Source organism: Mesorhizobium sp. WSM4836 (assembly GCF_055811815.1).
The window spans coordinates 226,530-251,485 of sequence record NZ_JBVVQF010000001.1 but is presented as its reverse complement, the minus strand read 5'-3'; the positions used below and the strand labels follow the sequence as shown (position 1 = coordinate 251,485).

Below are 24,956 nucleotides of genomic sequence, written 5' to 3'. Positions count from 1 at the left end.
TCTTTTCCTGGCGCGATCCCTAATCTCTTGGGTGCAAGGGTCAAGTGTGAATGGAGTTCTTTCGTGCGCACCCCAGCAAGACCGCCGCTGGATGGCCTAAAGAAGAGGCTCGATCGTTCGCGCGACGAGAACGCGCGCATGCCGCGCGACGGATTTCTGCGCGAGACCTTCGTGCTGCCGCGCTCCGACGCTCGTCTCAAGGCGAAGGAATGGTTCGAGCGCTTTCCCAAGCAGGCCTATTGGACCGAGATCGAGAGCTGGTTCGAGCGGCCGGGCGACGTCATCGAATTCACAATCAGGCGGCTGCCGGCGGCGGATTAACGCTCGATCAGCAAGCGTCTCGCTCCCGGCCCCCGGGTGCTCAGCCTGTCGTTCTTATTCCGCAGCGGACATTTGTCGATCGACATGCAGCCGCAGCCGATGCAGTCGGTCAGCCCGTCGCGCAGCTTCTTGAGCTGACTAATCTTCTGGTCGAGCTCGTCGCGCCAAGTCGTCGACAGAAGGTTCCAATCCTCGCGCGTCGGCGTCCGGCCTTCGGGCAATGATCGAAGGGCTGTGCCGATCTCGGCCAGCGAAATGCCGACCTCCTGCGCTACCTTGATGATCGCCACCCGCCGCAGCACGTCGCGGCCGTAACGCCGCTGGTTGCCCGATGTGCGGTGGCTGCGGATCAGCCCGCGCGCTTCGTAGAAATGCAGCGCCGACACCGCGACGCCGCTGCGCATCGCCACCTGGCCGACTGTCAATTCCGTTGCCGCAGCCATCTCCCATTTTGCGCTTGACCTAAAGTTAAGTTGAGCTTGTAGCGAAGAAGCCTCGAAGATGCAAACGGCAGGAGAAGGCGATGTGCGTCTGGATGAGAATGACTGGAGAGGACGCGGTTTTGCGCGAGGACGACGCCGCGTCTGCTGGTCGTTTATCGGAGCTGCCGGATCGCCTCACCGGCCACCATCGCAACGGACAGCGCGACGTTGATGCTGCGCGCGGTGCCCTGCATCGGGATGGTCAGGCGCGCATCCGCCGCTTCGTGGACGGCATCCGGCACGCCTGCGGATTCGCGGCCGAACAGGAGAATGTCATCCGTGGCGAAGACGAAATCCGTGTAGGAGACAGCGGCTTTGGTCGACAGCAGCACCAGCCGCCGCTTACCAAGTTTGCGCCAGTCCTCGAAGGCGTGCCAGTCGACATGCCGGGTCAGCGCAGCCATTTCGAGGTAGTCCATTCCGGCCCGTTTCAGCGTCCGGTCACTGAGCGGGAAGCCCGCCGGTTCGACGATGTCGACGCCGAGACCGAGGCAAGCAGCGAAGCGCAGGATTGTCCCGGTGTTGCCGGCTATGTCAGGCTGGTAGAGCGCGATGCGGAGACGGTCGTTCATTTCCGAGCCCTTCTAATAAGTGGCAGATCAGCCACAGAGCTCTCGCCGTTTTGGAAATTCCTGGACTGGCGGGTGGTCATTTTCTGCGAAGTCGGTTATACGGCCAGCATTGTCAACCCGAACCAATGGAGGGGTAATTCATGATGGCCATGCACATCCACCACCCCTCTCGTGGGCTTACCAGCCCGACGGCGGTTTCGGTACGACGATTCTCCTGACCTTCTAGACTTCAATCGCACCGATTCCCGCCGAAACCTTTTCCGGCCTTTGAAGGAATCCTGCGATGTTTTTCAAGCTGCGGAAGGGGCTGAACGCCCCGCCTGAACACACTTCGACCGATGCCACCTTCGCCGCGCCGCGCGTGGCCGCGGCCTGGGTTGGTTCACCCTTCTACCTGCATCTTCAACTGGAGGACGGACCGATGTTCGATCCCTGTAGAATACCCGGCTCAAGAAGCCTGCACGAGCGCAAGACTGCGACCTGGGCGCTTTTGATCGGCGAGACCTATTCGTCGGCGGTTCACGCCGAGACCCGCCTGCGTCCGCATCGCGGCATGCTGCCGGACGTCGATTTCTCGCGCGCCGTTCCGGACTATAGCCGGCCGTCGCTGGTGCGCCGGATCATCAGACTAATCCGGCCTGGTGCAAAAACCGGCGCGAAAATCCGGATCGTCAAAACGTCGTCAGCATCGTCAAACGAGACTGTCGGCGAAAGGCCCGCGACAACCTATATAGCGCGAAGCAGGACCGGCGAGGCGGACGATTCCGTATCGCCGGTCCCTGACGCCATGCGGTCTGGGCACCTCGTCCGTTCCCGTGCCGCGTGAGCGGAACCAATCTTGTGAGCATCACTATGTTTAGCTGGTTTGAAAAAAGGCTCGATCCGTTTCCGCCTGCGGAACCGGTCGAGCCGCCGAGGACATTGATCGCCTTCTGCGTGCATTATACGCGCGGCGCCTGGCCCTACATCGCTCTCGATGCGGTACTGGTGACGGCCATCGCCCTTGCCGAGGTGTGGATGTTCGGCTTCATGGGCCGGATCGTCGACTGGCTGTCTGCGCAGAACCGCGAGACTTTCCTGCAGACGGAGGGCTGGAGGCTCGCCGGCATGGCTTTCGTCGTGGTGTTCGCGCTGCCGGCGACGGTCTGGTTCCATTCGCTGCTCAACCAGCAGACGCTTATGGGCAATTATCCGATGCGCATCCGCTGGCAGGTGCATCGCTACCTGCTCAAGCAGTCGATGAGCTTCTACCAGGACGAATTCGCCGGGCGCATTGCGACCAAGCTGATGCAGACCGCGCTGGCGGTGCGCGAATGCGTCATCAAGCTCATCGATGTGCTCAACTATATCGTCGTCTATTTTCTCGGCATGCTGTTCATTGTCGGCTCGGCAGACTGGCGGCTGGCTGCGCCGCTTGCCGTCTGGCTTGCCGGATATGTCCTGCTGTTGCGCTATTTCATCCCGCGGCTGGGCAAGGTCGGCGAGGAGCAGGCCAATGCGCGCTCGACCATGACCGGCCGCGTCGTCGACAGCTACTCCAACATCCAGACGGTCAAGCTGTTTTCGCATGCACGGCGCGAAGCGTCCTTCGCCAAGGACGGTATGGCCGGCTTTCTGGATACGGTCTACCGGTCGATGCGGCTGGTGACACAGCTCTACGGCCTGCTCTACATCCTGAATTCGCTGCTGTTGTTTTCGGTCACCGCAATCTCGCTATGGCTGTGGCTCGGCCAAGCCGTGACGATCGGTGCCGTCGCCCTGGTCATCGGCCTCGTGCTGCGGCTCTGGGGTATGTCGCAATGGATCATGTGGGAGATGTCCACGCTGTTCGAGAATATCGGCACGGTGCAGGACGGCATCAGCTCGATCTCGCTGCCGCGACTCGTCGAAGACCGGCCCGGCGCCAAGGATATTGCCGTGACCAAGGGCGAGATCCGTTTTGAGGACATCCGCTTCCACTACGGGAAGCAAAAGGGCGTGATCGAAAGCCTGTCGCTGACGGTGAAGCCGGGTGAGAAGGTCGGCATCGTCGGGCGTTCGGGTGCCGGCAAGTCGACGCTGGTCAACCTTGTGTTGCGCTTCTACGACCTGGAAAGCGGCAAGGTCCTGATCGACGGCCAGGACATCGCGGCGGTCAGGCAGGACTCGCTGCGCGCCCAGATCGGCATGGTCACTCAGGACACCTCGCTGCTGCATCGCTCGGTACGCGAGAATATCCTCTATGGCCGGCCGGACGCCAGTGACGAGATGCTGATCGAGGCGGCACGGCGCGCCGAGGCGCTGGATTTCATTGCCGGATTGTCGGATTCCACCGGCCGCAAGGGTTTCGACGCGCATGTCGGCGATCGCGGCGTCAAATTGTCCGGCGGCCAGCGGCAACGCATCGCCATTGCCCGCGTCATGCTGAAGGACGCGCCGATCCTCATTCTCGACGAGGCGACGTCCGCCCTCGATTCCGAGGCCGAGGCGGCCATCCAGGAAAACCTCTACAAGCTCATGCAAGGCAAGACCGTCATCGCCATTGCCCACCGGCTGTCGACGATTGCCGCCATGGACCGGCTCGTCGTTATGGACAAGGGCCGCGTCATCGAGGAGGGTTCGCATGAGGAACTCGTTGCCCAAGGCGGGCTGTACGCCCAGCTCTGGCAGCGCCAGTCGGGCGGTTTCCTGCTTGACGACGGCCCCTCTGTCAACGATGCAGCCGCCAACGATGCACTCGCCAAGGGTGAAGCCGCCGAATGATGACTGCCATCTACCGCTGGTTCGAGAACTGGGTTTATCCGTTCCGGGAGCCCGCGGACCTTCGGCCACCTGCCAGCGTCAGGGGTTTCCTCTGGCATTATGTCGGGCAGGCGAAGATCGCCTTTTTCGCCATGCTGGTGATCGGCGGCATCGCGCCGCTGGTCGAAGCCGGATTGTTCTATTTCGTCGGGCGGCTGGTCGACATCCTCGACCAGCTTCCCGCCGAACGCAGCTGGCACGCTCTGTGGACTGCCGCCGGCCCCGAACTTGTCTTCATGATTGCGGTGGTGCTGGTCATCCGCACCATCGTCGTCGGCCTCTCGGCACTGGTCGACGAGCAGACGATCACGCCGGGTTTCTATAATCTGGTGCGCTGGCAGGCGCACCGCCATGTCTCGCGTCAATCCTACGCCTTCTTCCAGAACGACTTTGCCGGACGTATCGCGACCAAGGTCTGGCAGGCGGGGCAGGCGACCGGCGATCTGATGGAAAGCTTCATCGAGGTCGTCTGGTTCATGGTCGTCTATACGGCGACGACGCTGGCGCTGGTCGCCGGGCTCGATCTCCGGCTGGCGGTCCTGGTGGTGATCTGGATTACCGCTTTCGGCCTGCTGGCCAGGCGCTACGTGCCGGCGATCCGCAAGCATGCCGAAGCCACCGCCGAAGCCGGCTCGATGATCACCGGCCGCATCGTCGATTCCTATTCGAACGTGCAGACGCTGAAACTGTTCTCGGCCGATGGCGACGACCGCTACATCAGGAACGGCTTCGACATCTATCTCGACGCGCTGCGCCCGTTCACCCGCCGGCTGACCGGCGTGCGCATGGCGCTGACGATGCTGTCGGGGATCATGATCACGGCGATCGGCTGCTTTGCCGTTTATCTCTGGGTCGAGGGCGCGATCACGGTCGGCGCCGTGGCCTTCACGCTTTCATTGGTGTTGCGGCTGAACATGCTGCTCGGCCGGCTGATGATGCAGCTCAACGGCATCTTGCGGAATCTCGGCGTGCTGGAAAACTCCAAGGCGCTGATCTCGCAGCCGCTCGGCCTGACCGATGCGCCGGACGCGAAAGAGCTTGTCGTCGGCGGCGGCCGCATCGAGCTCAGCAATGTCGAGTTCCACTACGGCAAGGGGTCCGGCGTGCTCAACGGCGTCGACCTCGTCGTGCGGCCAGGTGAAAAGGTCGGTCTGGTCGGCCCGTCCGGTGCCGGCAAGACGACCTTGGTCAATCTGATCCTGCGCCTCTACGACCTCGAGAGCGGCAAGATCACCATTGACGGGCAGGACATCTCCAGGGTCACGCAGAATTCGCTGCGCGCTAACATCGGCGTTGTCAGCCAGGATACGGCACTTTTCCACCGCTCGCTGCGCGACAACATCAAACTCGGCAGGCCGGCAGCTACCGACGCCGAGGTGGTCGCGGCAGCGGAGAAGGCCGAGGCGCACGAGTTCATCCTCGGTCTGCGCGACAATCGCGATCGCATCGGTTACGAGGCCTATGTCGGCGAGCGCGGCGTCAGGCTGTCGGGTGGTCAGCGCCAGCGCGTGGCTATCGCCCGCGTCTTCCTCAAAGACGCACCGATCCTGGTGCTCGATGAGGCGACCTCGGCGCTCGATTCCGACGTCGAGGCGGCGATCCAGGAGAATCTGGCGAGGCTGATGGAAGGCAAGACGGTCATCGCCATCGCGCATCGGCTGTCGACCATTGCGGCACTCGACCGGCTGGTGGTGCTCGACGAGGGCCGCATCGTCGAGCAAGGCACCCATGACGAGCTGGTTGCGCTCGACGGGCTCTACGCCAGGCTGTGGAAACGGCAGTCCGGCGGCTTCCTGTTCAACGAGGAGAGCGCACTGGCCGAGACCCGGCTGGCGGAGTAGTTTCTAAAAACCGGAGTAGACCATGGCGGTGAGAATGCCATCGAATTTCGGACGGTCCGGCGCGCAGGAGAGCGCGTTGGACCTGCTTGGCCATGAAATCCTCGGCGAGAAAGCGGCCGCGCTCGGCCGCGCCGGCCGGCGCGTCGAGGAAACACTGACGAAGCTGCGCGAGAATGGCAACGGCGTCGACCGTGCCCAGCTGCTCAGGGACGCAGCCGAAGCGGTGCACGGCTATTTCATCCAGCGCGAACTCTGCGGCCTGCGCAAGCACGACGCGGTGATCCGGGAATACAACATTCCCAAGGCCGTGCTAGCCAGGCTCGGCGCCAGCGCATGATCCGAACCGGAATCGGTTTGGGAGGCATTATTCCAGCCACTCGGTGATGAAGCTGCCGTTCTCGTGTATGTCGGTGGTTTCCAGCGGGCCTGGCCCGAGATTGGTGAATTTGTGCGGCGTGTTCGGCGGTACGATCAGGATCTGGCCGGCTGTGACCTCGATCTGCCGGGCGCCGAGGGTGAACAGACCGGTCCCGGTCCGGATGATAAAAATCTCGCAATAGGGATGGCTGTGCAGCCTGGGGCCGCCGCCGATTTCGGGCAGGTAGTTGAAGATCAGGCAGCTGTTCGAGCCGTAAGCTCCGCCTTGCAGCTCGCCCTGCCAGTGGCCGGGCAAGCGGTCGGGCGCGTCGGCCCATTTGTCGCGGTCTATGACATGCGCCATAGGCCGAGGATAAACCGGGCCAGCGCCAGCTGTCGAGGCGAACGCAGCCATTTGGTTTTGCTGCTGTTTTCCAATCGTTCCGCCGTGCGAATTACGTCCCCGCGACAATCTGCCCTTGTGCCTTCACCCGTCTGGACAAAAACAGGCTTCACGCATAAACCCAAGTCCCAAATGCCGGAGGAATTCGCTAGCCTGTTCGCCATGCGCTGTCGGGCCGGCGCGATTGAGCGGGGAACAAGGCTCGGCCGCCGGCACGGAAGAGGCGAAAGGATCAGGCACCCGTGAGCGCAACCGACACCCAGGATCCCAACCGTCGTGATTTTCTCTACGTCGCCACCGGCATGGCCGCGGTGGTCGGCGCCGGCGCCGTTGCCTGGCCATTCATCGACCAGATGCGCCCGGATGCCTCGACACTCGCGCTTGCCTCGGTCGAGGTCGACGTTTCCTCGCTGACGCCGGGAATGTCGCTTGTCGTGAAGTGGCGCGGCAAGCCGGTGGTCGTGCGCAACCGCACCGAGAAAGAGATGAAGGACGCCGAGGCGGTCAATCTCGCCGAGCTCAAGGATCCAATCGCCCGCAATGCCAATTTGCCGGCCGACGCGCCCGCAACCGATGCCAACCGAACCACGCCGGGCAAGGAAGCCTGGATGGTGATGGTCCAGGTCTGCACCCATCTCGGCTGCATCCCGCTCGGTCAGGAAGGCGATTTCGGCGGCTGGTTCTGTCCGTGCCACGGTTCCGTTTACGACACCGCCGGCCGCATCCGGAAGGGGCCGGCGCCGGAGAACATGGCCGTGCCGGTGTTCCAGTTCATTTCCGACACCAAGATCCGCATCGGCTGAGGCAGGGGATATTTCCATGAGCGAGGGACACTCGACCTATACGCCCAAGACCGGCATCGGACGCTGGTTCGATTCGCGCATGCCGCTGCCGCGGCTGGTCTATGACAGCTTCATCGCCTATCCGGTGCCGCGTAACCTGAACTATGCCTGGACCTTCGGCGGCATCCTGTCGCTTATGCTGGCGGCGCAGATCCTGACCGGTACCGTGCTGGCGATGCATTACGCAGCCGACAGCACTCTCGCCTTCGATTCGGTCGAGAAGATCATGCGCGACGTGAATTCGGGCTGGCTGCTGCGCTACATGCATTCGAACGGCGCGTCATTCTTCTTCATCGCCGTCTACATCCATATTTTCCGTGGACTCTACTACGGCTCCTACAAGGCGCCGCGCGAGCTGCTGTGGATCCTCGGCTGCATCATCTACCTGCTGATGATGGCGACCGGGTTCATGGGCTACGTGCTGCCCTGGGGACAGATGTCGTTCTGGGGCGCTACCGTCATCACCGGCTTCTTCACCGCCATACCGCTGGTTGGCGACTGGATCCAGCAGCTTCTCCTCGGCGGCTTCGCCGTCGACAATCCGACGCTGAACCGCTTCTTTGCTCTGCATTACCTGTTGCCGTTCATGATTGCCGGCGTCGTCGTACTGCACATTTGGGCACTTCACGTCGTCGGCCAGAACAATCCGACCGGCATCGAGGTCAAATCGAAGACCGACACGCTCGCCTTCACGCCTTACGCGACCATCAAGGACGGGTTCGGCATGATCGTGTTCCTGTTCGTCTTCGCCTATTTCGTGTTCTACCTTCCGAACTATCTCGGCCATCCGGACAATTACACCGTGGCCAACCCGCTGAAGACGCCAGCCCACATCGTCCCGGAATGGTACTTCCTGCCGTTCTACGCGATCCTGCGCGCCATCACCTTCAATATCGGGCCGATCAACTCCAAACTTGGCGGCGTGCTCTGCCTTTTCGGCGCGATCGTCATGCTGTTCCTGGTGCCGTGGCTCGACACCTCAAAGGTGCGCTCAGCGGTCTACCGGCCCTGGTACAAGCTGTTCTTCTGGCTGTTCGTGGCCGACTCCATCCTGCTCGGCTGGCTGGGCTCGCAGCCCGCCGAGGGCAGCTATGTGTTCATGGCGCAGATGGCGACGCTGTTCTACTTCGCCTTCTTCCTGGTAGCGCTGCCGGTGCTTGGGCTGATCGAAAAGCCGCGGCGGCTGCCGAATTCGATCACCGAGGCGGTGCTCGAAAAGAAGGGCGGCGGTGGACATCCTGCCGGCGCCACGGCCGCGCCCGAAACCAAGGGCTGAGCATGATTGCGAAAAGTGGAAACCGGTACTCGGACAAGATCATGCTCGAGACGGTGACAGCGCGTCAGAGAATCTCAAGGGGATTTGGCATGAAGAAGATTCTCACCTCGCTGGCGCTGCTTGGCCTTGTGGCCGCGGGCATTGGGGTCGCGGGCACTGGAGCCAACGCACAGGAAGAGGCGCACAACGAGGCGGCGCCGACGCATTTCCCGATACACGAACCGAACGAAATGGACTGGAGCTTCGCCGGGCCGTTCGGCACGTACGACAAGGCCCAGCTGCAGCGCGGGCTGAAGGTCTACAAGGAAGTCTGTTCGGCCTGCCATTCGATGAATCTGGTGGCGTTCCGTACGCTGGAAGGCCTTGGCTATTCGGATGCGCAGATCAAGACGCTGGCGGCCGAATATACGATCCATGACGGCCCGAACGATGCCGGCGACATGTTCGACCGTCCCGGCAAGCCGTCCGACCATTTCCCGGCGCCATTCCCCAATGTCGAAGCGGCAGCGGCGGCAAATGGCGGCGCAGCGCCGCCCGACATGTCATTGTTGGCCAAGGCGCGCGGCGTCGAGCGCGGCTTCCCGCGTTTCGTGTTCGACATCTTTACGCAATATGCCCAGGGCGGCCCCGACTACATCCACTCGCTGCTGACCGGCTACGACCAACAGCCGCCGGCGGGCATGGTCATACCGGAAGGCACGAACTACAATCCGTACTTCCTGTCCGGCGTGTCGCTGAAGATGCCGAAGCCGCTCTCCGACGGCCAGGTTACCTATGATGACGGCGCGCCGCAGACGGTCGACCAATATTCTCGCGACGTGTCGGCCTTTCTGATGTGGGCGGCCGAACCGCACCTCGAGGACCGCAAGAAGACCGGTTTTCGCGTATTGGTCTTCCTGCTGCTGTTCGGCGCACTGGTCTACCTGACCAAGCGCAAGGTGTGGGCCGACGTGGCGCACTGAGCCCTGCGATGTACGAGAATGCGAGGGCGTCGAAAGGCGCCCTTTTCATTGCAGGCATGTCGATTCATCGCAGCCGTCGCTGAGCAAGGCCCTTGCCGGACAATTTTCCGTCAAGCGTCACATGGCGGTAGCCGGACTTAGCGGCACCGGGTTACGATTGGCCAATTCCTGTCACGTCTTCAGCCGAATCTGAATGACCCGGAGAGCCGCTTGATGAAATCCTCGCTCGAAGAGACGCTGCTTGCCGCGATCCGCACCATTCCGGATTATCCCAAGCCGGGTATCCTGTTTCGCGACATCACCACGCTGCTCGGCAATGCGCGGGCCTTTCGCCGCGCCATCGACGAACTGGTGCATCCCTATGCCGGCCTGAAGATCGACAAGATCGCCGGCATCGAGGCGCGCGGCTTCATCCTCGGCGGCGCCATCGCCCACCAGCTCTCGGCCGGCTTCGTGCCGATCCGCAAGAAGGGCAAGCTGCCCTACGAGACGGTGCGCGTCGCCTACAGCCTGGAATACGGGCTGGACGAGATGGAGATGCACAAGGACGGTGTTTCTCCAGGCGAGAAGGTAATCCTGGTCGACGATCTGATCGCCACAGGCGGCACGGCCGAGGCGGCGGTCAAGCTATTGCGGCAGATCGGCGCCGACATCGGCGCCGCCTGCTTCGTCATCGACCTGCCGGACCTTGGCGGCCGCGAGAAGTTAGAGGCGCTCGGCGTACCGGTGAGGACGCTGATCGGGTTTGAGGGGCATTGAGAAACGTGCCTTTTCTTCCGAGAGAAGGAACAAGTCACTCCACCTTCACCAGCACGGCACTTTCGAATTCGATGACCTTGTCGCCGGTCGAATCGAACGCCTCTGAGCGGAGCGTCAGCAGCCGCCAGCCCGGTCGCGAGGCAATGGGGCGATGGGCCAGCGCGGTGCGGGTGAAAGTCACAGTTTCCCCGGCATAGACAGGTTTGGGCCATTTGAGGTTCTTGAAGCCGGGCGAGGGACCGAATTCCGGCACCGGCCCAGGGCCGGGCCAGCGGGCGACCTCTGCCTCCATGCCAGCCTCGAGGTTCAATTTCATCCAGGTGGCGGCGGTGTGCCAGCCCGAGGCGCAGAGACCGCCGAATATGCTGTTCCTGGCCGCCTCTTCGTCGACATGGAATATCTGCGGGTCGTATTTGCGGGCGAACGCCTTGATCGCCTCCGGCTCGAATCGATGCGAACCAAGCGTGACGGTGAGGCCGATGCAGAAGAATTCGTCGAGGCTCACGCACTGGCCTCGCGGGTGAGGAACATGACGGTGTTTTCGAGCTCGAAAACACCTTCGCCGCGCTGGTTGGATAATTCGCTGCGCATGGTCACCAGGCCAAGCTGGGGCTTCGATCTGGACAGCCGCTTGGCAAGGACGGTGGTGCTGCCGCTCAACAGGTCGCCGGCCAGGACCGGCCGTTTCCATTTGACCTGGTCGACGCCCGGCGCGCCCTGGGAGGTCGAATCGAGCAGGAAGGCGTCGCACAGCATGCGCATGAACATGGCGCAGGTGTGCCAGCCCGAGGCCGCCAGACCGCCGAGGATGCTGGCCTTGCCCGCGGCCTCGTCGAGATGCATCGGCTGAGCGTCGAACTCGCCGGCGAATTCTATGATTTCGGCGGCGCTTACCAGCTTGGTGCCGAGGTTGAGCGAAGCGCCCTCGACAAAATCCTCATAAGCCCAGGTCTTTGCGGTCATGGTCTGGAAATCCTGTTCAGGATTGTACGATCGCTACGGGTCGGGTCCCGGATGCAGGCAAGGTGGCGTTTGGTCAAGCAATTTCTACTGCGCCAGCCTGCTGCGCCCAAGCCGCAGCGCGTATTGACGACCCTATAGCCAGCCGCGGCGGCGGAAATACCAGAAGGGCAGGATTGCCGAAAGCACCATCATGCCGATGGCGAAGGGATAGCCAAAGTGCCATTTGAGCTCGGGGATGACGTCGAAATTCATGCCGTAAACTGAAGCGACAAGCGTCGGCGGCAGGAAGATGACAGCGGCGACTGAGAAGATCTTGATGATGGCGTTCTGCTCGATCGAGATCATGCCGAGCGTCGCGTCGAGCAGGAAGCTGATCTTCTGCGACAGGAACGTGGCGTGGTCGGCGAGCGACAGCACGTCGCGCGACAAGGTCTTGATGCGGGCGCGGGTATCCTTGCTCATCTTGGTTTGCGTGGAGGCATGGGCGAGGAAGCCGGCAAGGCGCTGCAGCGAGATCAGGCTGTCGCGGACCGAGGAGGCGAGGTCCTCTTTGCGGCCAATGCCTTTCAACAGCTCTTGGAAGTCGCGGTTGCGCTTGGAAACCTTGGTCGAGCGTGCCTCGAAGATGTCGCGCGAGATCGTCTCAACGTCGCGCCCGGCACGCTCCAGAATGTCGGCGAGGCGGTCGACGATCGCCTCCAGCAGTCCGATTAGGATGGTGTCGCCGCTGGTGCACCCGGTCGCCACCTTCTCGGCACGCAGAGGGAAGGTCTTGAACGCTTTCGGTTCGTGGTACCGCACGGTGATCAGCCTGCTGCCGGCGAGCACGAAGGTAACCGGCGACATCAACGGATCGTCCACCTCGGTCTGCGCAGGCAGAATGGCGGTCATGAAGTAGGCTCCATCCTCGACGTAGAGACGGCTCGAGATCTCGATCTCTTCCATCTCTTCGCGGGTCGGAACGGCGATGCCGAGCCAGGTCTCGATTGTCGTCTCTTCTTCCTTTGTCGGGTTGAGGAGGTCGACCCAGACGACAGTGTCGCTGTTTTGCAGGAGATCGTCGACCAGGCGCAGGCGATCATTATCGACGACGAAGGCCTTGATCATCGCCGGTCTCCCTTGTTGTTGCCAAAGAGGGTTTGTTTGGAAGGGGCGCGTCAGTCAGATCGCACGACACTGGCAGGTGAGGCGCGAGGCCGGTGCAGAGGCCACTTAGACCGCGCACGACGGCCCGTCAAGCAGCGCAGAGAGGCACTGCGACGTCTGCTGTGAAGTTTGTGATCGAGAGACGGCAATGGTAGCCGCTGGGCTCCCTCGCCGGTCAGGTGTTGAACTTGAACAGCATGATATCGCCATCCTGGACGACATACTCCTTGCCTTCGTCGCGCGCCTTGCCGGCCTCCTTGGCCGCCACTTCGCCGCCCAGCCTGACGAAGTCGTCGTAGGCGATGGTCTGGGCGCGGATGAAGCCGCGCTCGAAATCGGTGTGGATGACACCTGCCGCCTGCGGCGCCTTGGCGCCTTTGTGCACGGTCCAGGCGCGTGTCTCCTTCGGCCCGACGGTGAAATAGGTGATGAGCTGGAGCAACTCGTAGCCGGCGCGGATGACCTTGTTCAGGCCGGGTTCATCCAGACCGAGCGTCGCCAGGAATTCCATTTCCTCTTCGTCCGAGAGCTGGGCGACCTCGGCCTCGATCGCCGCGGAAATCACAACGGTGCGGGCACCTTGGGCGGCAGCCATCTTCTCGACAGCCGTAGTATGCGCGTTGCCGGTGGCCGCATCGGCCTCCGCGACGTTGCAGACATAAAGCACAGGGTGCGAGGTCAAGAGATTCAGCCCCTGCAGGATGCGCAGATCCTCAGCCGAGATGCCGTTGAGCAGGATGCGAGCGGGCTTGCCGGCCTGCAGCAGTTCAAGCGCCGCTTCCATCATCGGAAGTACGGTCGCTGCTTCCTTGTCCTTGCCGGCGGCACGCTTGCGGATCTGTACGATGCGGCGCTCGAGGCTGTCGAGGTCGGCAAGCATCAATTCGGTCTCAACGGTCTCCGCATCGGCGACAGGATCGATGCGGCCCTCGACATGGGTGATGTCGTCATCCTCGAAGCAGCGCAGCACATGGACGATGGCGTCGACCTCACGGATGTTGGCGAGGAATTGGTTGCCAAGCCCTTCGCCTTTCGAGGCGCCACGCACCAGGCCGGCAATGTCGACGAACGAGATGCGGGTCGGGATGATCTCCTTCGACTTGCCGATCGCGGCGATCTTCTGCAGGCGCGGATCGGGCACCGCCACCTCGCCGGTATTCGGTTCGATGGTGCAGAACGGATAATTGGCGGCCTGCGCCGCCGCCGTTCTGGTCAACGCATTGAAGAGCGTCGACTTGCCGACATTGGGCAAGCCAACGATGCCGCATTTGAAACCCATTTTTGTCTGGTCCTATCGGGAAATCGAAATTTGATCAGGGCTATGGGCGAAAGCGCCGACGATCGTCAAGCCCTGGGCACTCATACCCGAGGCGCTGACGGCGCCATGGCTCAGTCCTTGCCGCCAAAAAGCTTCTTCAGCATAGCCGCCATCGGGCCGGTTTCGGGCAGCTTGGCCGCCGGCTGTTGCGGCCGCGCCTGGCGGACGTGGCTTTGTGCTCTTGGCGCCTTGGGCGGCGGGCGATCGTCGTCGCCCGTCGGCGTGAGTTTGTCGCGCAAGGCCAGCGTCACGCGGTTCATGAAGGAATTGTCATCGCCCTTGGCAAGCAATCCGGCACCGTCGGCGATTGCGTCGAGCAGCACGTCCAGCCATTCGCGGTCTGCCTTGGCGAAATCGCCGAGCACGTGGCCATGCACCATTTCCTTCACGCCGGGGTGGCCGACGCCGATGCGCACACGGCGAAAATCCTTGCCGACGTGCTGGTCGAGCGAGCGGATACCGTTGTGGCCGCCTGAACCGCCACCGACCTTGACCCGCACCTTGCCGGCGGCAAGGTCGATCTCGTCATAGAAGACAGCCAGTGCCGAAGGGTCAAGCTTGTAGAAGCGCAGGGCTTCGCCGACCGCCTGGCCGGACAGGTTCATGAAGGTCTGCGGCTTGATCAGGATCACCTTTTCGCCGGCAAGCGTGCCTTCGGCGATCAGACCCTGGAATTTCTTCGACCAGGGCGAAAAGGAATGGCGGCGGGCGATCGCGTCCGCCGCCATGAAGCCGACATTGTGCCGGTTGTTGGCGTATTTCGCGCCCGGATTGCCGAGGCCTGCAAAGACAAGCATCGTCGCCTCCGGGCGGGAAGGGGTTACTTCTCTTCGGCGGCAGGAGCCGCTTCGGGCGCAGCCGCCTCAGTCGTCTCTTCCGCGGCCTCCGGCTTCATCGCCGAGGAGCCGGCAATGGTCGCGATGGTGAAGTCGCGGTCGGAGATCACCGGCTTGACACCGGCCGGCAAGGTAACGGCCGAAATGTGGATCGAATCGCCAATATCGGTACCGGTGAGATCGACGGTGATGAAATCCGGGATCGCATTGGCCGGGCAGTGGAACTCGACCTCGTGGCGCACGATGTTGAGCACGCCGCCGCGCTTGATGCCGGGCGACTTGTCTTCATTGATGAAGTGCACGGGTACGTCGACATTGACTTCGGTGTCCCTACCGATGCGCAGGAAATCGACGTGGACCGGGAAATCCTTGACCGGGTCGAGCTGGAAATCCTTGGGTAGAACCTGGATCTTGTTGCCGTCGACATCGATCGTGGCGACCGTGGTCAGAAATCCGCCGCCATGGATTTTGTAGTAAATGTCCTTATAGGTCAGCGCAATCGCCAGGGGAGGCTGCTTGTCGCCGTAAATCACTGCAGGCACTTTACCGTTGCGGCGAACTGCACGGGCGGACCCCTTACCGACCTGTTCGCGCGCTTCGGCCTTGAGCTCGTAAGTATCGTGGCTCATGGCATTTCCTTTCGCGTTGTTCTGGAGCGCTCACGGTCAGCGTGGCTGGGCCGTAAACGTCGAAAGCCGCCGGGCCTGGATATCCGAAAGCCGGCAGCCGCATAAGCAAGCGGACCTTTGTTCGGGATCACAAGGGAAGGCAGCCTTCCGCCGCGTTGCCTCCAAGGGTGTCTACGCGGGTGGCGGCTCTATAGCCGAAGCCGGGAAAGGGTGCAAGTCATGGTACCCGCATCTGGCGGGTGTTCTTGTGTCAGGTCGTGCCGATGTCAGGCGATGCTCAAGCCGCCATCGATCAGCATTTCCGCACCGATCATGAACGGGCATTCGTCCGAAGCAAGAAAGACCACTGCGTTGGCAATTTCCTCGGCGGTTCCGAAACGACGGGCAGGCACCAGGCCGACCACAGCTTTCGCGCGCGCCTTCGCCGCTTCGGGATCCAGCCCAAGTTTGTCGTTGAGTGGCGTGTCGATCGGACCCGGGCTGATCACATTGGCGCGAATACCGCGTTCTATCAGTTCGCCCGAGAGCGTCCGGGCGAGCGAAATCATGCCGGCCTTGGCCAGTGCATAGACATGTGTTCCAGCCATTCCCATATGTGCGTTGACCGAGCCGCTGAGGATGATCGACGACGGGTTCGAAAACAGCGGAACGAGCGCCTTGACCAGGAAGTACGGCCCCTTGAGGTCGACATCGATGCTCCTGTCAAACGCGGCCTCGGTCCAGTCGCCAAGCGGGCGCAGGTCGGCGATACCGGCATTGAGGAAGAGAGCGTCGAGCTTGCCGAAGGTTTCCTCGATCCGCCGCGCTATGTCGTTCTGGGCAGCAGCATCTCCGGCGTCGGCAGCAATGACAAGCACATCACTGCCGAGAATGGTGCGGGCCTCCTCGAGACGGCTCGCATTGGTTCCGGTGATAGCGACGCGCGCACCTTCCTCGATGAAACGTCGCGCCGTCACCAGGCCGATGCCGCTGGTGCCGCCAGTAATCAATGCGGCCTTGCCTTTTAGTCTGGACATAAGCGAATTGCCTTTCCTGGCGCGGAGCGCTGCGCAGCATCAGGGCTGAGCCCGGTGTGTTCAAGTTGAAGGCGTTGCTGACCAAATTTGCCTTCAGGGGTGACCTCTCTAACAGGCTTTTCACCCGGCGTATGGTGAAAGAATCATCGAGGGCGCGGCAACTGCCGCGCCCTCCTATCAATCCCGAAAGATGAACTGATTTTTAGCTGGCCGCCTCCTCCACCTTCCTCGCTTCCTTCATGTTAGGCAGGAGGACCGTGAGCAGTCCGAGCAGCGGCAAATACGAGCAGACCTGGAAGACGAAATCGATGCCCTTCATGTCGGCGACAACGCCAAGCACGGCGGCCGCGATGCCCCCCATGCCGAAGGCGAAGCCGAAGAAAATGCCAGCGATCATGCCGACCCGGCCGGGCACCAGCTCCTGGGCGAAGACGACGATGTTCGAGAAGGCCGAGGACAGGATCAGGCCGATCAGCACGGTCAACACCATCGTCCACTCGAAGTTGGCGTAAGGCAAGGCCAGCGTGAAGGGCAGCACGCCGACGATCGAGAACCAGATCATCGCCTTCTGTCCGTAGCGGTCGCCGAACGGGCCGCCGAGCAGGATGCCCAGAGCCGAGGCGCCGAGGAACAGGAACAGCATGACCTGCGACATCTGCACCGAGACGCCGAATTTATGGATGGCGTAGAAGGTGTAGTAGCTGGACAGGCTGGCGATGTAGGCGTTCTTCGTGAGCACCAGCAAGGTCAGCACCGCCAGCGCGCCCATCACCTTGCGGCGTGGGAAAGGCGAGACGAAGCTTGCCGCCTTGCGGTTGCCGAGGGCGGCGCGCAGCCGGCTGTACCAGCCGCCGACCTGCCACAGCACGATGATGCCGATCAACGAGCCGCCGGCAAACCAGGCGATGCTGGTCTGGCCGAAGGGCACGACGATGAAGGCGGCCAGCAGCGGCCCCATCGCCTGGCCGAAATTGCCGCCGACCTGGAAAAGCGACTGTGCAAGACCGAACCTGCCGCCGGAGGCGAAGCGGGCGATGCGCGAGGATTCCGGGTGGAATATCGCCGAGCCGATGCCGATCAGCGAGGCGCCGATGAGGAGCAGGAAATAATGTCCGGCATAGGCCAGCACGACCAGCCCGATCATCGAAGAGGCCATGCCGTAGGGCAGCGAATAGGGCATCGGCCGCCTGTCGGTGATCATGCCGATCACCGGCTGCAGCAGGGATGCCGTCACCTGGAAGGTGAAAGTCAAAAGGCCGATCTGCCAGAAATCGAGGCCGTAATTGTCCTTCAGCAGCGGATAGGTCGCCGACAGCAACGACTGCATGATGTCGTTGATGCAATGGCAGAAGCTCACCGCCAGGATGACGGTGAAGGCCGTCGCCTGAGCTGAAATGTGGCTGGCCGCTGCCGGCTTGGCATCGGCGGTTGCTGTGGTGTCGGTCAAGGCAGGCTCCGTGGTCTTTTTGGCGGGCGCTCCCGCAGGTGGTCTATAGGCCGGCTGCCTTATACGTTGCTTGTCACGCGACTTCTTTCGTGGTTTGGTCCAATAGTTTCGCAAGTGGGCCATAGCTGATGCCGCATGGCAGGGAAATGTTCAGAGCGGGCGACGCCGATCTCGGGCTGTTGCATGAGCGTCGCTGGCAATGGCTGGAGCAGGCCGTAGGGCCGGCAGTGGCGCTGCCGACCGAATATCCGGAGGGCTATAACGTGCCACGGCACCATCACGGCCGCAGCCAGTTGCTGCACGCGCTGGTCGGGTCGTGCTGGTGACGACGCGGCATGGGCGCTGGATGGTGCCCCCCGACCACGCGATGTGGATCCCCGCGGGCACCGAACATTCGGTCGAGATGCTAGGCGACGTCAGCATGCGGTCCGTCTACGTGATGCCGGAGGCCATTCCTGGCCTACCCGACGGGTTGCGCGTCGTCGGCATCACCGACCTGATGCACAGCTTGATCGTGGAATCGGAAAAGCTGCCGCAGGGCGCCGAGCTGGAGGGGCGGGGCGGACTGATTATGGAGCTCCTGCTGCACGAAATCCCGAACCTGCCGGAACGGCCGCTCGGACTGCCGTTCCCGTCCGACGCAAGGCTGGCGGGACTATGCCGGCGCTTCGTCTCGGCACCGTCACCGCATGCGACGATCGACGAATGGGCCGCTATCGTCGGCATGAGCCGCCGCTCTTTCACGCGCGCGTTCCACCGCCAGACCGGATTGTCGCTGTCGACCTGGCGCCAGCAGGCCTGTCTGTTCGCGGCGCTGCCACGGCTGGCCGACGGCGAGCCGATCACGAGGGTGGCGCTCGATCTCGGCTATGACAGCGTGCCGGCGTTCATCACCATGTTCAAGCGTATGCTGGGAGCCTCGCCACGCGGTTACATGCGGGGCGCCCGTGATGCTGGCGAAGGTGTACGACGAATAAGCGGTCCGGCTCGGCCTGCGTCGCAGCCCTAGCTAAATTAATCGAACAGGCTCGACACCGATTCCTCGGTCGCCGTGCGGGAGATCGCCTCGCCCATCAGTTCGGCGATTGAGATGACGCGGATATTGGCGGCGTCCAGCACTGCCTGGGTCGGCTGGATGGAATCGGTGATGACCAGTTCCTGCAGTTTCGAGGCGCCGATGCGGGCGATGGCGCCGCCGGACAAAACGCCATGGGTGGTATAGGCAGTGACACTGGTGGCGCCGTCGGCAAGCAGTGCATCGGCCGCATTGCACAGCGTGCCGCCCGAATCGATGATGTCGTCGATCAACAGGCAATCCTTGCCGCGCACGTCACCGATGACGTTCATGACTTCCGATTCGCCGGGGCGCTCGCGGCGCTTGTCGACGATGGCAAGCTGGGCATCGATGCGCTTGGCGAGCGCGCGGGCGCGGACCACGCCGCCGACGTCCGGCGACACCACCATGACATTGGCAAGCTGCTTGTATTTCGCCTTCACGTCGCGGGCCATGACCGGCACGGAAAACAGATTGTCGGTCGGAATGTCAAAGAAGCCTTGAATCTGGCCGGCATGGAGATCCAGGGTCAGCACCCGGTCGACGCCCGCCCTCGTGATCATGTTGGCGACCAGCTTGGCCGAGATCGGTGTGCGGCCGGAGGCGCGGCGGTCCTGCCTGGCATAGCCGAAATAAGGAATAACCGCAGTGATGCGCTTGGCCGAGGAGCGCATGAAGGCGTCGATCATGATGAGCAGTTCCATCAGATGATCGTTGGTCGGGAATGAGGTGGACTGCAAGATGAAGACATCCTCGCCGCGCACGTTCTCCTGGATCTCGACGAAGATTTCCTGATCGGCGAAGCGCCTGACACTGGCCTTACCCAGCGGAATGTTGAGGTAGCGGGCGACTGATTCGGCCAGCACCCTGTTGGAATTGCCCGCGAAGAGCTTCATGCACCGTTCCTGGCGAAGGATTGAGAGACTCCGATAGGACTCCAGCCTCTTAGTCGGGCTTTTAGCGGCCCGCGCCGGTATTGCAAGCGTTGTGAATGGGAATCCGCCGGCTAATCTCAATAACGCTTACGGCTTGACGATGCGCCGATACGTCCACTTCGATGCCGACGGAATCGGGGATAGCTCTATCTTTCTGTTTGAGCATGATCTTTTCCGAAACCGGATTCGACCTTTTCGGCGTCATGCTCCAGGTCAGCCAGCGCCACCGCCAAGCCAGGTGGCGAACTGGTCGATTGTCCGGTCGGCAATCGCCTGCATGGTTGCCGGCGCGACCGCCGTCCAGCCTTCGCCGCCACCGACAGAGGGCGCCTTCTGCTGGCCGTTGATGCGATGCAGCCGGTTGCCGGCCGGGTCATAGATGTCCCAGACATAGATGACGGTGGTGTCCTTGCCTTCCGTCATGGTCGAGAAATAGCCCTTGAGCACATGCGTTGGGGTCTGGTCGGTGCTGCCGGCCAAGGTGATGCCGCGCTGCCTGGCGCGTGTCTGAAGCTCGGCAGTCAGAGGTGTCGCGGCTTCTACCGAGGCGCCGACGATCGGCGCCACCTGCAGCCGGGTCCGCGCAATGGCAGCCGCGCTCTTAGCGGGCGGCACGGCCGCTGCAGCGGAAGGCTGCGCTGTACCTGCAGTTCGCGCGGTGCCGGCAGGCTGAGCCGGGGCCGCGGGGGGCGTTGCGGCACTTCCGGCTCCGGAGAGCGATTGCGTCGATTGCGGGGCAATGGCCGAGGGTTCGAGAACGTCCTTCGCATTGGTGCAGGCCGCCAGTGCCAGCGCCACGAGCAATGACACGGTCGTCACGTGCGATCGTCTCATTAGCCTGAAAACTCCTTGGCGACGAACGGCCCTCACACTCTCTCCATTATGGATTCACTGCACGATCAAGTCGAGATCATGGCGGGACAGCGGCTTCGGCTGCGATTCGGTCGTCAGATAGGTGCGGCCAAGCGTCATCGCGGTTTCGGTTTCGGAGTCCATGATGATCATATGGGCGAACAGCGTCATGTTCGGCGCAATCGGTTCGGGATTGCCCTGATAGAACATCGGCATATCCATCCAGGATGGGGTGAAGCGGGCGCCGAGCGAATAGCCGCAGGCATTGAGCCGGTGCTTGGTCAGATTGTGGGCCTCGAGCGTGCGGGCGTGGGCGTCGAATACGTCGCCGAACGTGTTACCAGGTGTCATCGCCTTCTCGACTGCAAGTAGCGCGGCGCGGGCGGCATCGAACAATTCCTGATGTCGTTTCGATACCTTGCCGGTCAACACCGTGCGCATCATTGCCGCATGGTAGTGGTGGAAGACACCGGCCCATTCGAGCGTCAGCTGGTCGTTCTTGGTGAGCTTGCGGCGACCGGCCTTGTAGCGGCAAAGCAGGGCGTCGACGCCGGAGCCGATGATGAACTCGTTGGCCGGATAATCGCCGCCGCCGGCAAAGATCGCACCTTGCATGGCGGCCAGGATCAGCCCCTCATCGCCGCCCTGCTTGATCAGCGGCAGTGCTGCGTCCAGCGCGTCGTCGGCCAGATTTGCGGCTTTTTCCGCCTTGGCGATTTCTACCGGGCTCTTGAACAGCCGCAGCCGGCTGACAATGCCGGAGGCATCCGCGATCTGCCCGAAGGTTTGCAACTGCTCGTCGAGGCGCCGGCCATTATAGGCGGTCAGGCCGTGAGTGTCGTATTCGACGCCGATGCGGGCGCCGAGCAGGTCAAGCTCATTGAGCAGATTGCGCAAGTCGACCGCCGGATTGGCGCCGTTACGGTCTGTCCACAAAACGATGTTGTCGATGATCGAGGTGTGGCGCGCCTGGCGCAAGTCGGCCGAACGCGTCAGCAGCACCATCGAGCCGTCGGCCTTGACCACCAGGCACTGGAAAAAGCAGAAGCCGAAGGTGTCGTAGCCGGTTAGCCAATACATGCTTTCCTGGGCAAACAGCAGGACGGCGTCGAGCTTCTTTTCGGCGATCTCGATCATCAGTCGATCGCGCCGCGCGTCGAATTCCGAGCGTTCGAAATGCAGCGCCATCAGTCAGCCTCCAAAACGATTGCCGAAACCTGCCGCCCGTAGTCGGGCTCGTTGCGATGCGTGCTGCGTCGATAGGAGTAGAAAAGCTCTTCCTCGGCATAGGTGCAGCGATTGAGCCCCTCGGCGTTGACGCCAGCCTTGGTCAGCCGGTCGACCGTGTAGCGGTTGAGATCGAACATCGCGTGTCCGGCATTTGCGGAGGGCGCGAAATAGCGGGCATTGCCGGCATCGGCGTCGGCGAAGCGGGCGACGAATTCCGGTCCGACTTCGTAATTCCGCGGGCCGATCGAAGGACCGAGCACCGCGATGATGCGGCCGCGCCGGGCGCCGAGGCTTTCCATTGCCGCGATGGTGTTGTCCAGCACTCCGGTGAAAGTGCCTTTCCAGCCCGCATGGGCAGCTCCGATAATGCGGGCCTCGGCGTCGGCGAAGAGGACTGGCCCGCAGTCGGCGGTCGACGCACCGACGGCAATGCCCGGCCGATCGGTGACAATGGCGTCGGCCTTGGGCCGCTCGCCGGCAAAAGGCTCCCTGGCAATGACGACGTCCGGCGAGTGAACCTGGTGAGCGGTCAGCAGATGGTTTGCAGGCACGCTCATCCATTCGGCGACCCGGCGGCGATTCTCGCGCACCAGCGTCTGGTCGTCGCTGGAGCCGGTGCCGATGTTGAGGCCCCGGTAGATGCCGCTGGAAATCCCGCCGGCGCGTGTGAAGTAGCCGTGGCGGATGCCTTGCGCCGTTTCCAGCAAGGGCGACCGAACGGGATCCGGTTTGGTCTGATTCAGCATGGCGGCTTTGTTGTCCGTATGGACGATTTCGTCAAGTGAGTTGAAGACCGGCGAGGTGAAGGCGGGCGCATTGAAGGCTGGTCAGTTGAAGGCTGGTCAGTTAAGGCTGGCGCGGTTGATGTCGGCGCTGGTCAGAGATGAGAGAGTGGGAGACGCGGCAGCGAAAAGTCAATCCGTGCTTGGAAACGGCGGAACGGCAATGCCTGCGGGGAGGACCGCAAGCACCTTGAAGAGTTCGCCCATGGCTTGCGGGCCGGCGAGGCGCTCGACGTCGGCCGCGATCTTTTCGCGAGCTGCCTCATCGGCATTGGCGCCGAGCCGGCCAGCCCGTTCGAGAAGGCCCATCTTGAGGAGGAATTCACCTTGCGTTGAGAGGTAGGCATCGAGGCCGTGTGCCCGAACCGTTGCCGCGAGGGCAGCGAAATCGACATGCGCGGTGAGATCGGCCTGCCCCGGATTGGCCAGCACGTCCTCATGACCGTGCTTGCGCAAGGCCTGCAAGGTGTCGCCGATCCCGGGCTGGAGGTGACCGTAGTCGAGAAAAAGGCCGGCGCCGCCAAATCCGGCAAGTCGCCCGGCGATGGCCGCCATCAGGGCGGCGCGGGCTGGCGCCACCTCGACGATCGCGCCTTGCGGCGCATTCTCGGCACCCTCCGGTAGCAGCATCGGGTCGAGCGAGCCGGCGCCGACGAAAAAGCGCAGCCGGTTCGCATCGTCGAGACCGATCATCCTTTCGCGCCAGCCGGCTCCGGCGCGGACGAACTGGTGGATAGGGACCGCGTCAAACAGCTCGTTGCCAACAATCAGAAGCGGCCCCTGCGGTAGTGTGTCGATGGTCTCATTCCAGCCGATGGTGGCCGACGTCCCGGCAAGCGTCCGTTTCTGGACCTCGGTCAACCGCGGACTGGTCTCGATCAAGGCGAACGATGCGCTGGCGGTAAGCGTCGGATCGAGCCGCGAAAGCGTGCGCAGCATATCTCTCATCAGCGTGCCGCGGCCTGGGCCTATTTCGGCGATGGCGACCGGCGTCGGCCGGCCGATCGCCAGCCATGCCTGGTAGAGCCAGACGGCGACCAGCTCGCCGAACATCTGGCTGATCTCCGGCGCGGTGACGAAGTCGCCGGCGACGCCGAACGGCTCGCGTGTCGTATAATAGCCGTCCTGCGGATCGAACAGGCAGAGCGCCATGTATTCGCTGATGGGGATCGGTCCTACCGCACCGATCAGCTCGGCGATGCGGGTCTTCAGGGGTGTCATGCCGGCTGCGGTTTTGTCACCGGCTTGGCTGAAGCCATCGCCCAGATGCCGGCCAGCACCATCGGCAGTGACAGCACCATTCCCATGGTCAGCCAGCTCGTGCCAAGGAGGTAACCAAGCTGCTGGTCGGGCTCGCGAAAGAATTCGACGAAGATGCGCGAGGCGCCATAGCCGGCGATGAAGGCGCCGCCGACAAAGCGCGGCGTCTTCAGCTTGAGCCGCGAATGGGTGAGGAAGCGCAGGATAAGGAACAACACCAGCCCTTCGAGCAGCGCCTCGTAGACCTGGCTTGGATGACGTGCAAATGGGCCGCCATTGGGGAATTCGACCGCCCATGGAACGTCCGTCGGTCGGCCCCATAGTTCGGAATTGATGAAGTTTGCCAGGCGAACGAGGCCAAGCCCAACCGGCACGCCGGCGGCAACCACGTCGAACAGCGACCAAGTGCGGATGCCGCGAGACCGGGAAAACAGCGTCATCGCGAGAGTGACGCCGAGCAAGCCGCCATGAAACGACATGCCGCCCTGCCAGACGGCGACGATATCGAGCGGATTGGCGATGTAGCGCGGCAGGTCGTAGAACAGCACGTAGCCAGTGCGTCCGCCGAGCACCACACCGATGGCTGCCCAGACGATGAAGTCGTCGAGGTCAACCGGCTTCATCGGCAGGGTGCCATCGGGCCACAGTTTTGGGTTGGTGACGAGGCGCTTGGCATACCACCAGGCGAACAGAATGCCGGCGATATAGCCGACGCCGTACCAATGCACCGCCAGCGGTCCGATCCGGACGATGACCGGGTCGATGTTGGGAAAGGGCAGGGCGGCCAGCGGCAGCAAATATTCGCTCAACAGGGTCTCCGGATTCCAACAGGTTCGGGCGCGGACCATGCGGCAGGGTTTTGGCAGGGTCAAGGCAAGCGTAGACAGTCAAT

26 protein-coding genes and 1 pseudogene are annotated in these 24,956 nt (G+C 62.6%); 10 read left to right on the top strand and 17 right to left on the bottom strand.

Features of this window, described 5'->3' with window-relative positions:
• Nucleotides 1-63: 63 nt before the first annotated feature.
• Nucleotides 64-321, top strand: coding sequence for a hypothetical protein (locus AC0L2P_RS01350; protein WP_473499432.1), 258 nt, complete (start codon nt 64-66; stop codon nt 319-321).
• Here AC0L2P_RS01350 and soxR read toward each other — a convergent pair.
• Together soxR and AC0L2P_RS01340 are read right to left on the bottom strand one after the other, a co-directional pair.
• Nucleotides 318-764, bottom strand: a complete 447-nt coding sequence (soxR, locus tag AC0L2P_RS01345; protein WP_473499430.1) for a redox-sensitive transcriptional activator SoxR — start codon at nt 762-764, stop codon at nt 318-320. The two genes, AC0L2P_RS01350 and soxR, sit on opposite strands and share 4 nt — an antisense overlap.
• A 152-nt stretch (nt 765-916) precedes the next feature.
• Nucleotides 917-1,375 (bottom strand): tRNA (cytidine(34)-2'-O)-methyltransferase, encoded by a 459-nt coding sequence (locus AC0L2P_RS01340; protein ID WP_473499428.1) that lies wholly within the window; start codon nt 1,373-1,375, stop codon nt 917-919.
• Between the two features lie 283 nt (nt 1,376-1,658).
• Here AC0L2P_RS01340 and AC0L2P_RS01335 point away from each other — a divergent pair, with 283 nt between their 5' ends.
• Genes AC0L2P_RS01335 through AC0L2P_RS01320 form a run of 4 tightly spaced genes read left to right on the top strand, consistent with a single transcriptional unit; the run spans nt 1,659 to nt 6,334 of the window.
• Nucleotides 1,659-2,201: a hypothetical protein gene (locus tag AC0L2P_RS01335; protein ID WP_473499426.1), complete on the top strand. Its 543-nt coding sequence runs from the start codon at nt 1,659-1,661 to the stop codon at nt 2,199-2,201.
• Nucleotides 2,202-2,227: 26 nt separating this feature from the next.
• Nucleotides 2,228-4,117, top strand: coding sequence for an ABC transporter ATP-binding protein (locus AC0L2P_RS01330; RefSeq protein ID WP_473499642.1), 1,890 nt, complete (start codon nt 2,228-2,230; stop codon nt 4,115-4,117).
• Nucleotides 4,114-5,997, top strand: coding sequence for an ABC transporter ATP-binding protein (locus tag AC0L2P_RS01325; RefSeq protein WP_473499424.1), 1,884 nt, complete (start codon nt 4,114-4,116; stop codon nt 5,995-5,997). The genes AC0L2P_RS01330 and AC0L2P_RS01325 overlap by 4 nt, the downstream gene beginning before the upstream one ends.
• Before the next feature lie 22 nt (nt 5,998-6,019).
• On the top strand, nt 6,020-6,334 hold the full coding sequence (locus AC0L2P_RS01320) for a DUF6665 family protein (protein WP_473499422.1): 315 nt from the start codon (nt 6,020-6,022) through the stop codon (nt 6,332-6,334).
• A gap of 27 nt (nt 6,335-6,361) precedes the next feature.
• Here AC0L2P_RS01320 and AC0L2P_RS01315 read toward each other — a convergent pair whose 3' ends face one another.
• A complete protein-coding gene (locus AC0L2P_RS01315) occupies nt 6,362-6,718 on the bottom strand; it encodes a cupin domain-containing protein (RefSeq protein WP_473499641.1) in 357 nt (118 codons plus the stop codon).
• 281 nt (nt 6,719-6,999) lie between these two features.
• On the opposite strand from AC0L2P_RS01315, the gene petA reads away from it, so the two are divergent.
• The 4 genes from petA (at nt 7,000) to AC0L2P_RS01295 (ending at nt 10,596) form a co-directional block, all read left to right on the top strand.
• Complete coding sequence (gene petA, locus AC0L2P_RS01310) at nt 7,000-7,560, top strand: ubiquinol-cytochrome c reductase iron-sulfur subunit (RefSeq protein WP_352508139.1); 561 nt, start codon at nt 7,000-7,002, stop codon at nt 7,558-7,560.
• Nucleotides 7,561-7,576: 16 nt separating this feature from the next.
• Nucleotides 7,577-8,875, top strand: coding sequence for a cytochrome b (locus AC0L2P_RS01305; RefSeq protein ID WP_473499420.1), 1,299 nt, complete (start codon nt 7,577-7,579; stop codon nt 8,873-8,875).
• 89 nt (nt 8,876-8,964) lie between these two features.
• A complete protein-coding gene (locus AC0L2P_RS01300) occupies nt 8,965-9,837 on the top strand; it encodes a cytochrome c1 (protein WP_473499418.1) in 873 nt (290 codons plus the stop codon).
• 213 nt (nt 9,838-10,050) lie between these two features.
• Nucleotides 10,051-10,596, top strand: coding sequence for an adenine phosphoribosyltransferase (locus AC0L2P_RS01295; RefSeq protein ID WP_473499416.1), 546 nt, complete (start codon nt 10,051-10,053; stop codon nt 10,594-10,596).
• Nucleotides 10,597-10,630: 34 nt separating this feature from the next.
• Here AC0L2P_RS01295 and AC0L2P_RS01290 read toward each other — a convergent pair whose 3' ends face one another.
• The 8 genes from AC0L2P_RS01290 to AC0L2P_RS01255 all read right to left on the bottom strand — a co-directional run bounded on the left by AC0L2P_RS01290 (nt 10,631) and on the right by AC0L2P_RS01255 (nt 17,951).
• Entirely contained in the window at nt 10,631-11,101 is a 471-nt protein-coding gene (locus AC0L2P_RS01290) for a MaoC family dehydratase (RefSeq protein WP_473499414.1), read from the bottom strand.
• The gene (locus AC0L2P_RS01285; protein WP_473499412.1) at nt 11,098-11,559 is read right to left on the bottom strand and encodes a MaoC family dehydratase; all 462 of its coding nucleotides are present in this window, start codon (nt 11,557-11,559) and stop codon (nt 11,098-11,100) included. Before AC0L2P_RS01285 ends, AC0L2P_RS01290 begins: the two co-directional genes overlap by 4 nt.
• Before the next feature lie 132 nt (nt 11,560-11,691).
• Nucleotides 11,692-12,666, bottom strand: coding sequence for a magnesium/cobalt transporter CorA (gene corA / locus AC0L2P_RS01280; RefSeq protein WP_473499410.1), 975 nt, complete (start codon nt 12,664-12,666; stop codon nt 11,692-11,694).
• Between the two features lie 214 nt (nt 12,667-12,880).
• A complete protein-coding gene (gene ychF, locus AC0L2P_RS01275) occupies nt 12,881-13,984 on the bottom strand; it encodes a redox-regulated ATPase YchF (protein ID WP_473499408.1) in 1,104 nt (367 codons plus the stop codon).
• 110 nt (nt 13,985-14,094) lie between these two features.
• Nucleotides 14,095-14,820, bottom strand: coding sequence for an aminoacyl-tRNA hydrolase (gene pth / locus AC0L2P_RS01270; protein ID WP_473499406.1), 726 nt, complete (start codon nt 14,818-14,820; stop codon nt 14,095-14,097).
• 23 nt (nt 14,821-14,843) lie between these two features.
• Nucleotides 14,844-15,488 (bottom strand): 50S ribosomal protein L25/general stress protein Ctc, encoded by a 645-nt coding sequence (locus AC0L2P_RS01265; protein WP_473499404.1) that lies wholly within the window; start codon nt 15,486-15,488, stop codon nt 14,844-14,846.
• Nucleotides 15,489-15,754: 266 nt separating this feature from the next.
• Nucleotides 15,755-16,504 (bottom strand): SDR family oxidoreductase, encoded by a 750-nt coding sequence (locus tag AC0L2P_RS01260; protein WP_473499402.1) that lies wholly within the window; start codon nt 16,502-16,504, stop codon nt 15,755-15,757.
• A gap of 202 nt (nt 16,505-16,706) precedes the next feature.
• Nucleotides 16,707-17,951 (bottom strand): MFS transporter, encoded by a 1,245-nt coding sequence (locus AC0L2P_RS01255; RefSeq protein ID WP_473499400.1) that lies wholly within the window; start codon nt 17,949-17,951, stop codon nt 16,707-16,709.
• Between the two features lie 128 nt (nt 17,952-18,079).
• On the opposite strand from AC0L2P_RS01255, the pseudogene AC0L2P_RS01250 reads away from it, so the two are divergent.
• Nucleotides 18,080-18,960, top strand: a pseudogene (locus AC0L2P_RS01250) (AraC family transcriptional regulator).
• A gap of 5 nt (nt 18,961-18,965) precedes the next feature.
• Here AC0L2P_RS01250 and AC0L2P_RS01245 read toward each other — a convergent pair.
• The 6 genes from AC0L2P_RS01245 to lgt all read right to left on the bottom strand — a co-directional run bounded on the left by AC0L2P_RS01245 (nt 18,966) and on the right by lgt (nt 24,873).
• The gene (locus AC0L2P_RS01245; RefSeq protein WP_254819191.1) at nt 18,966-19,901 is read right to left on the bottom strand and encodes a ribose-phosphate pyrophosphokinase; all 936 of its coding nucleotides are present in this window, start codon (nt 19,899-19,901) and stop codon (nt 18,966-18,968) included.
• A 252-nt stretch (nt 19,902-20,153) separates the two neighbouring features.
• Nucleotides 20,154-20,774, bottom strand: a complete 621-nt coding sequence (locus AC0L2P_RS01240) for a hypothetical protein (RefSeq protein ID WP_473499398.1) — start codon at nt 20,772-20,774, stop codon at nt 20,154-20,156.
• 54 nt (nt 20,775-20,828) lie between these two features.
• Entirely contained in the window at nt 20,829-21,980 is a 1,152-nt protein-coding gene (locus AC0L2P_RS01235; protein ID WP_473499397.1) for a M24 family metallopeptidase, read from the bottom strand.
• On the bottom strand, nt 21,980-22,768 hold the full coding sequence (pgeF, locus tag AC0L2P_RS01230) for a peptidoglycan editing factor PgeF (RefSeq protein WP_473499395.1): 789 nt from the start codon (nt 22,766-22,768) through the stop codon (nt 21,980-21,982). The genes AC0L2P_RS01235 and pgeF overlap by 1 nt, the downstream gene beginning before the upstream one ends.
• A gap of 168 nt (nt 22,769-22,936) precedes the next feature.
• A complete protein-coding gene (locus AC0L2P_RS01225) occupies nt 22,937-24,025 on the bottom strand; it encodes a class I SAM-dependent methyltransferase (RefSeq protein WP_473499393.1) in 1,089 nt (362 codons plus the stop codon).
• Nucleotides 24,022-24,873, bottom strand: a complete 852-nt coding sequence (gene lgt / locus AC0L2P_RS01220; protein ID WP_473499391.1) for a prolipoprotein diacylglyceryl transferase — start codon at nt 24,871-24,873, stop codon at nt 24,022-24,024. The genes AC0L2P_RS01225 and lgt overlap by 4 nt, the downstream gene beginning before the upstream one ends.
• Between the last annotated feature and the right edge of the window lie 83 nt (nt 24,874-24,956).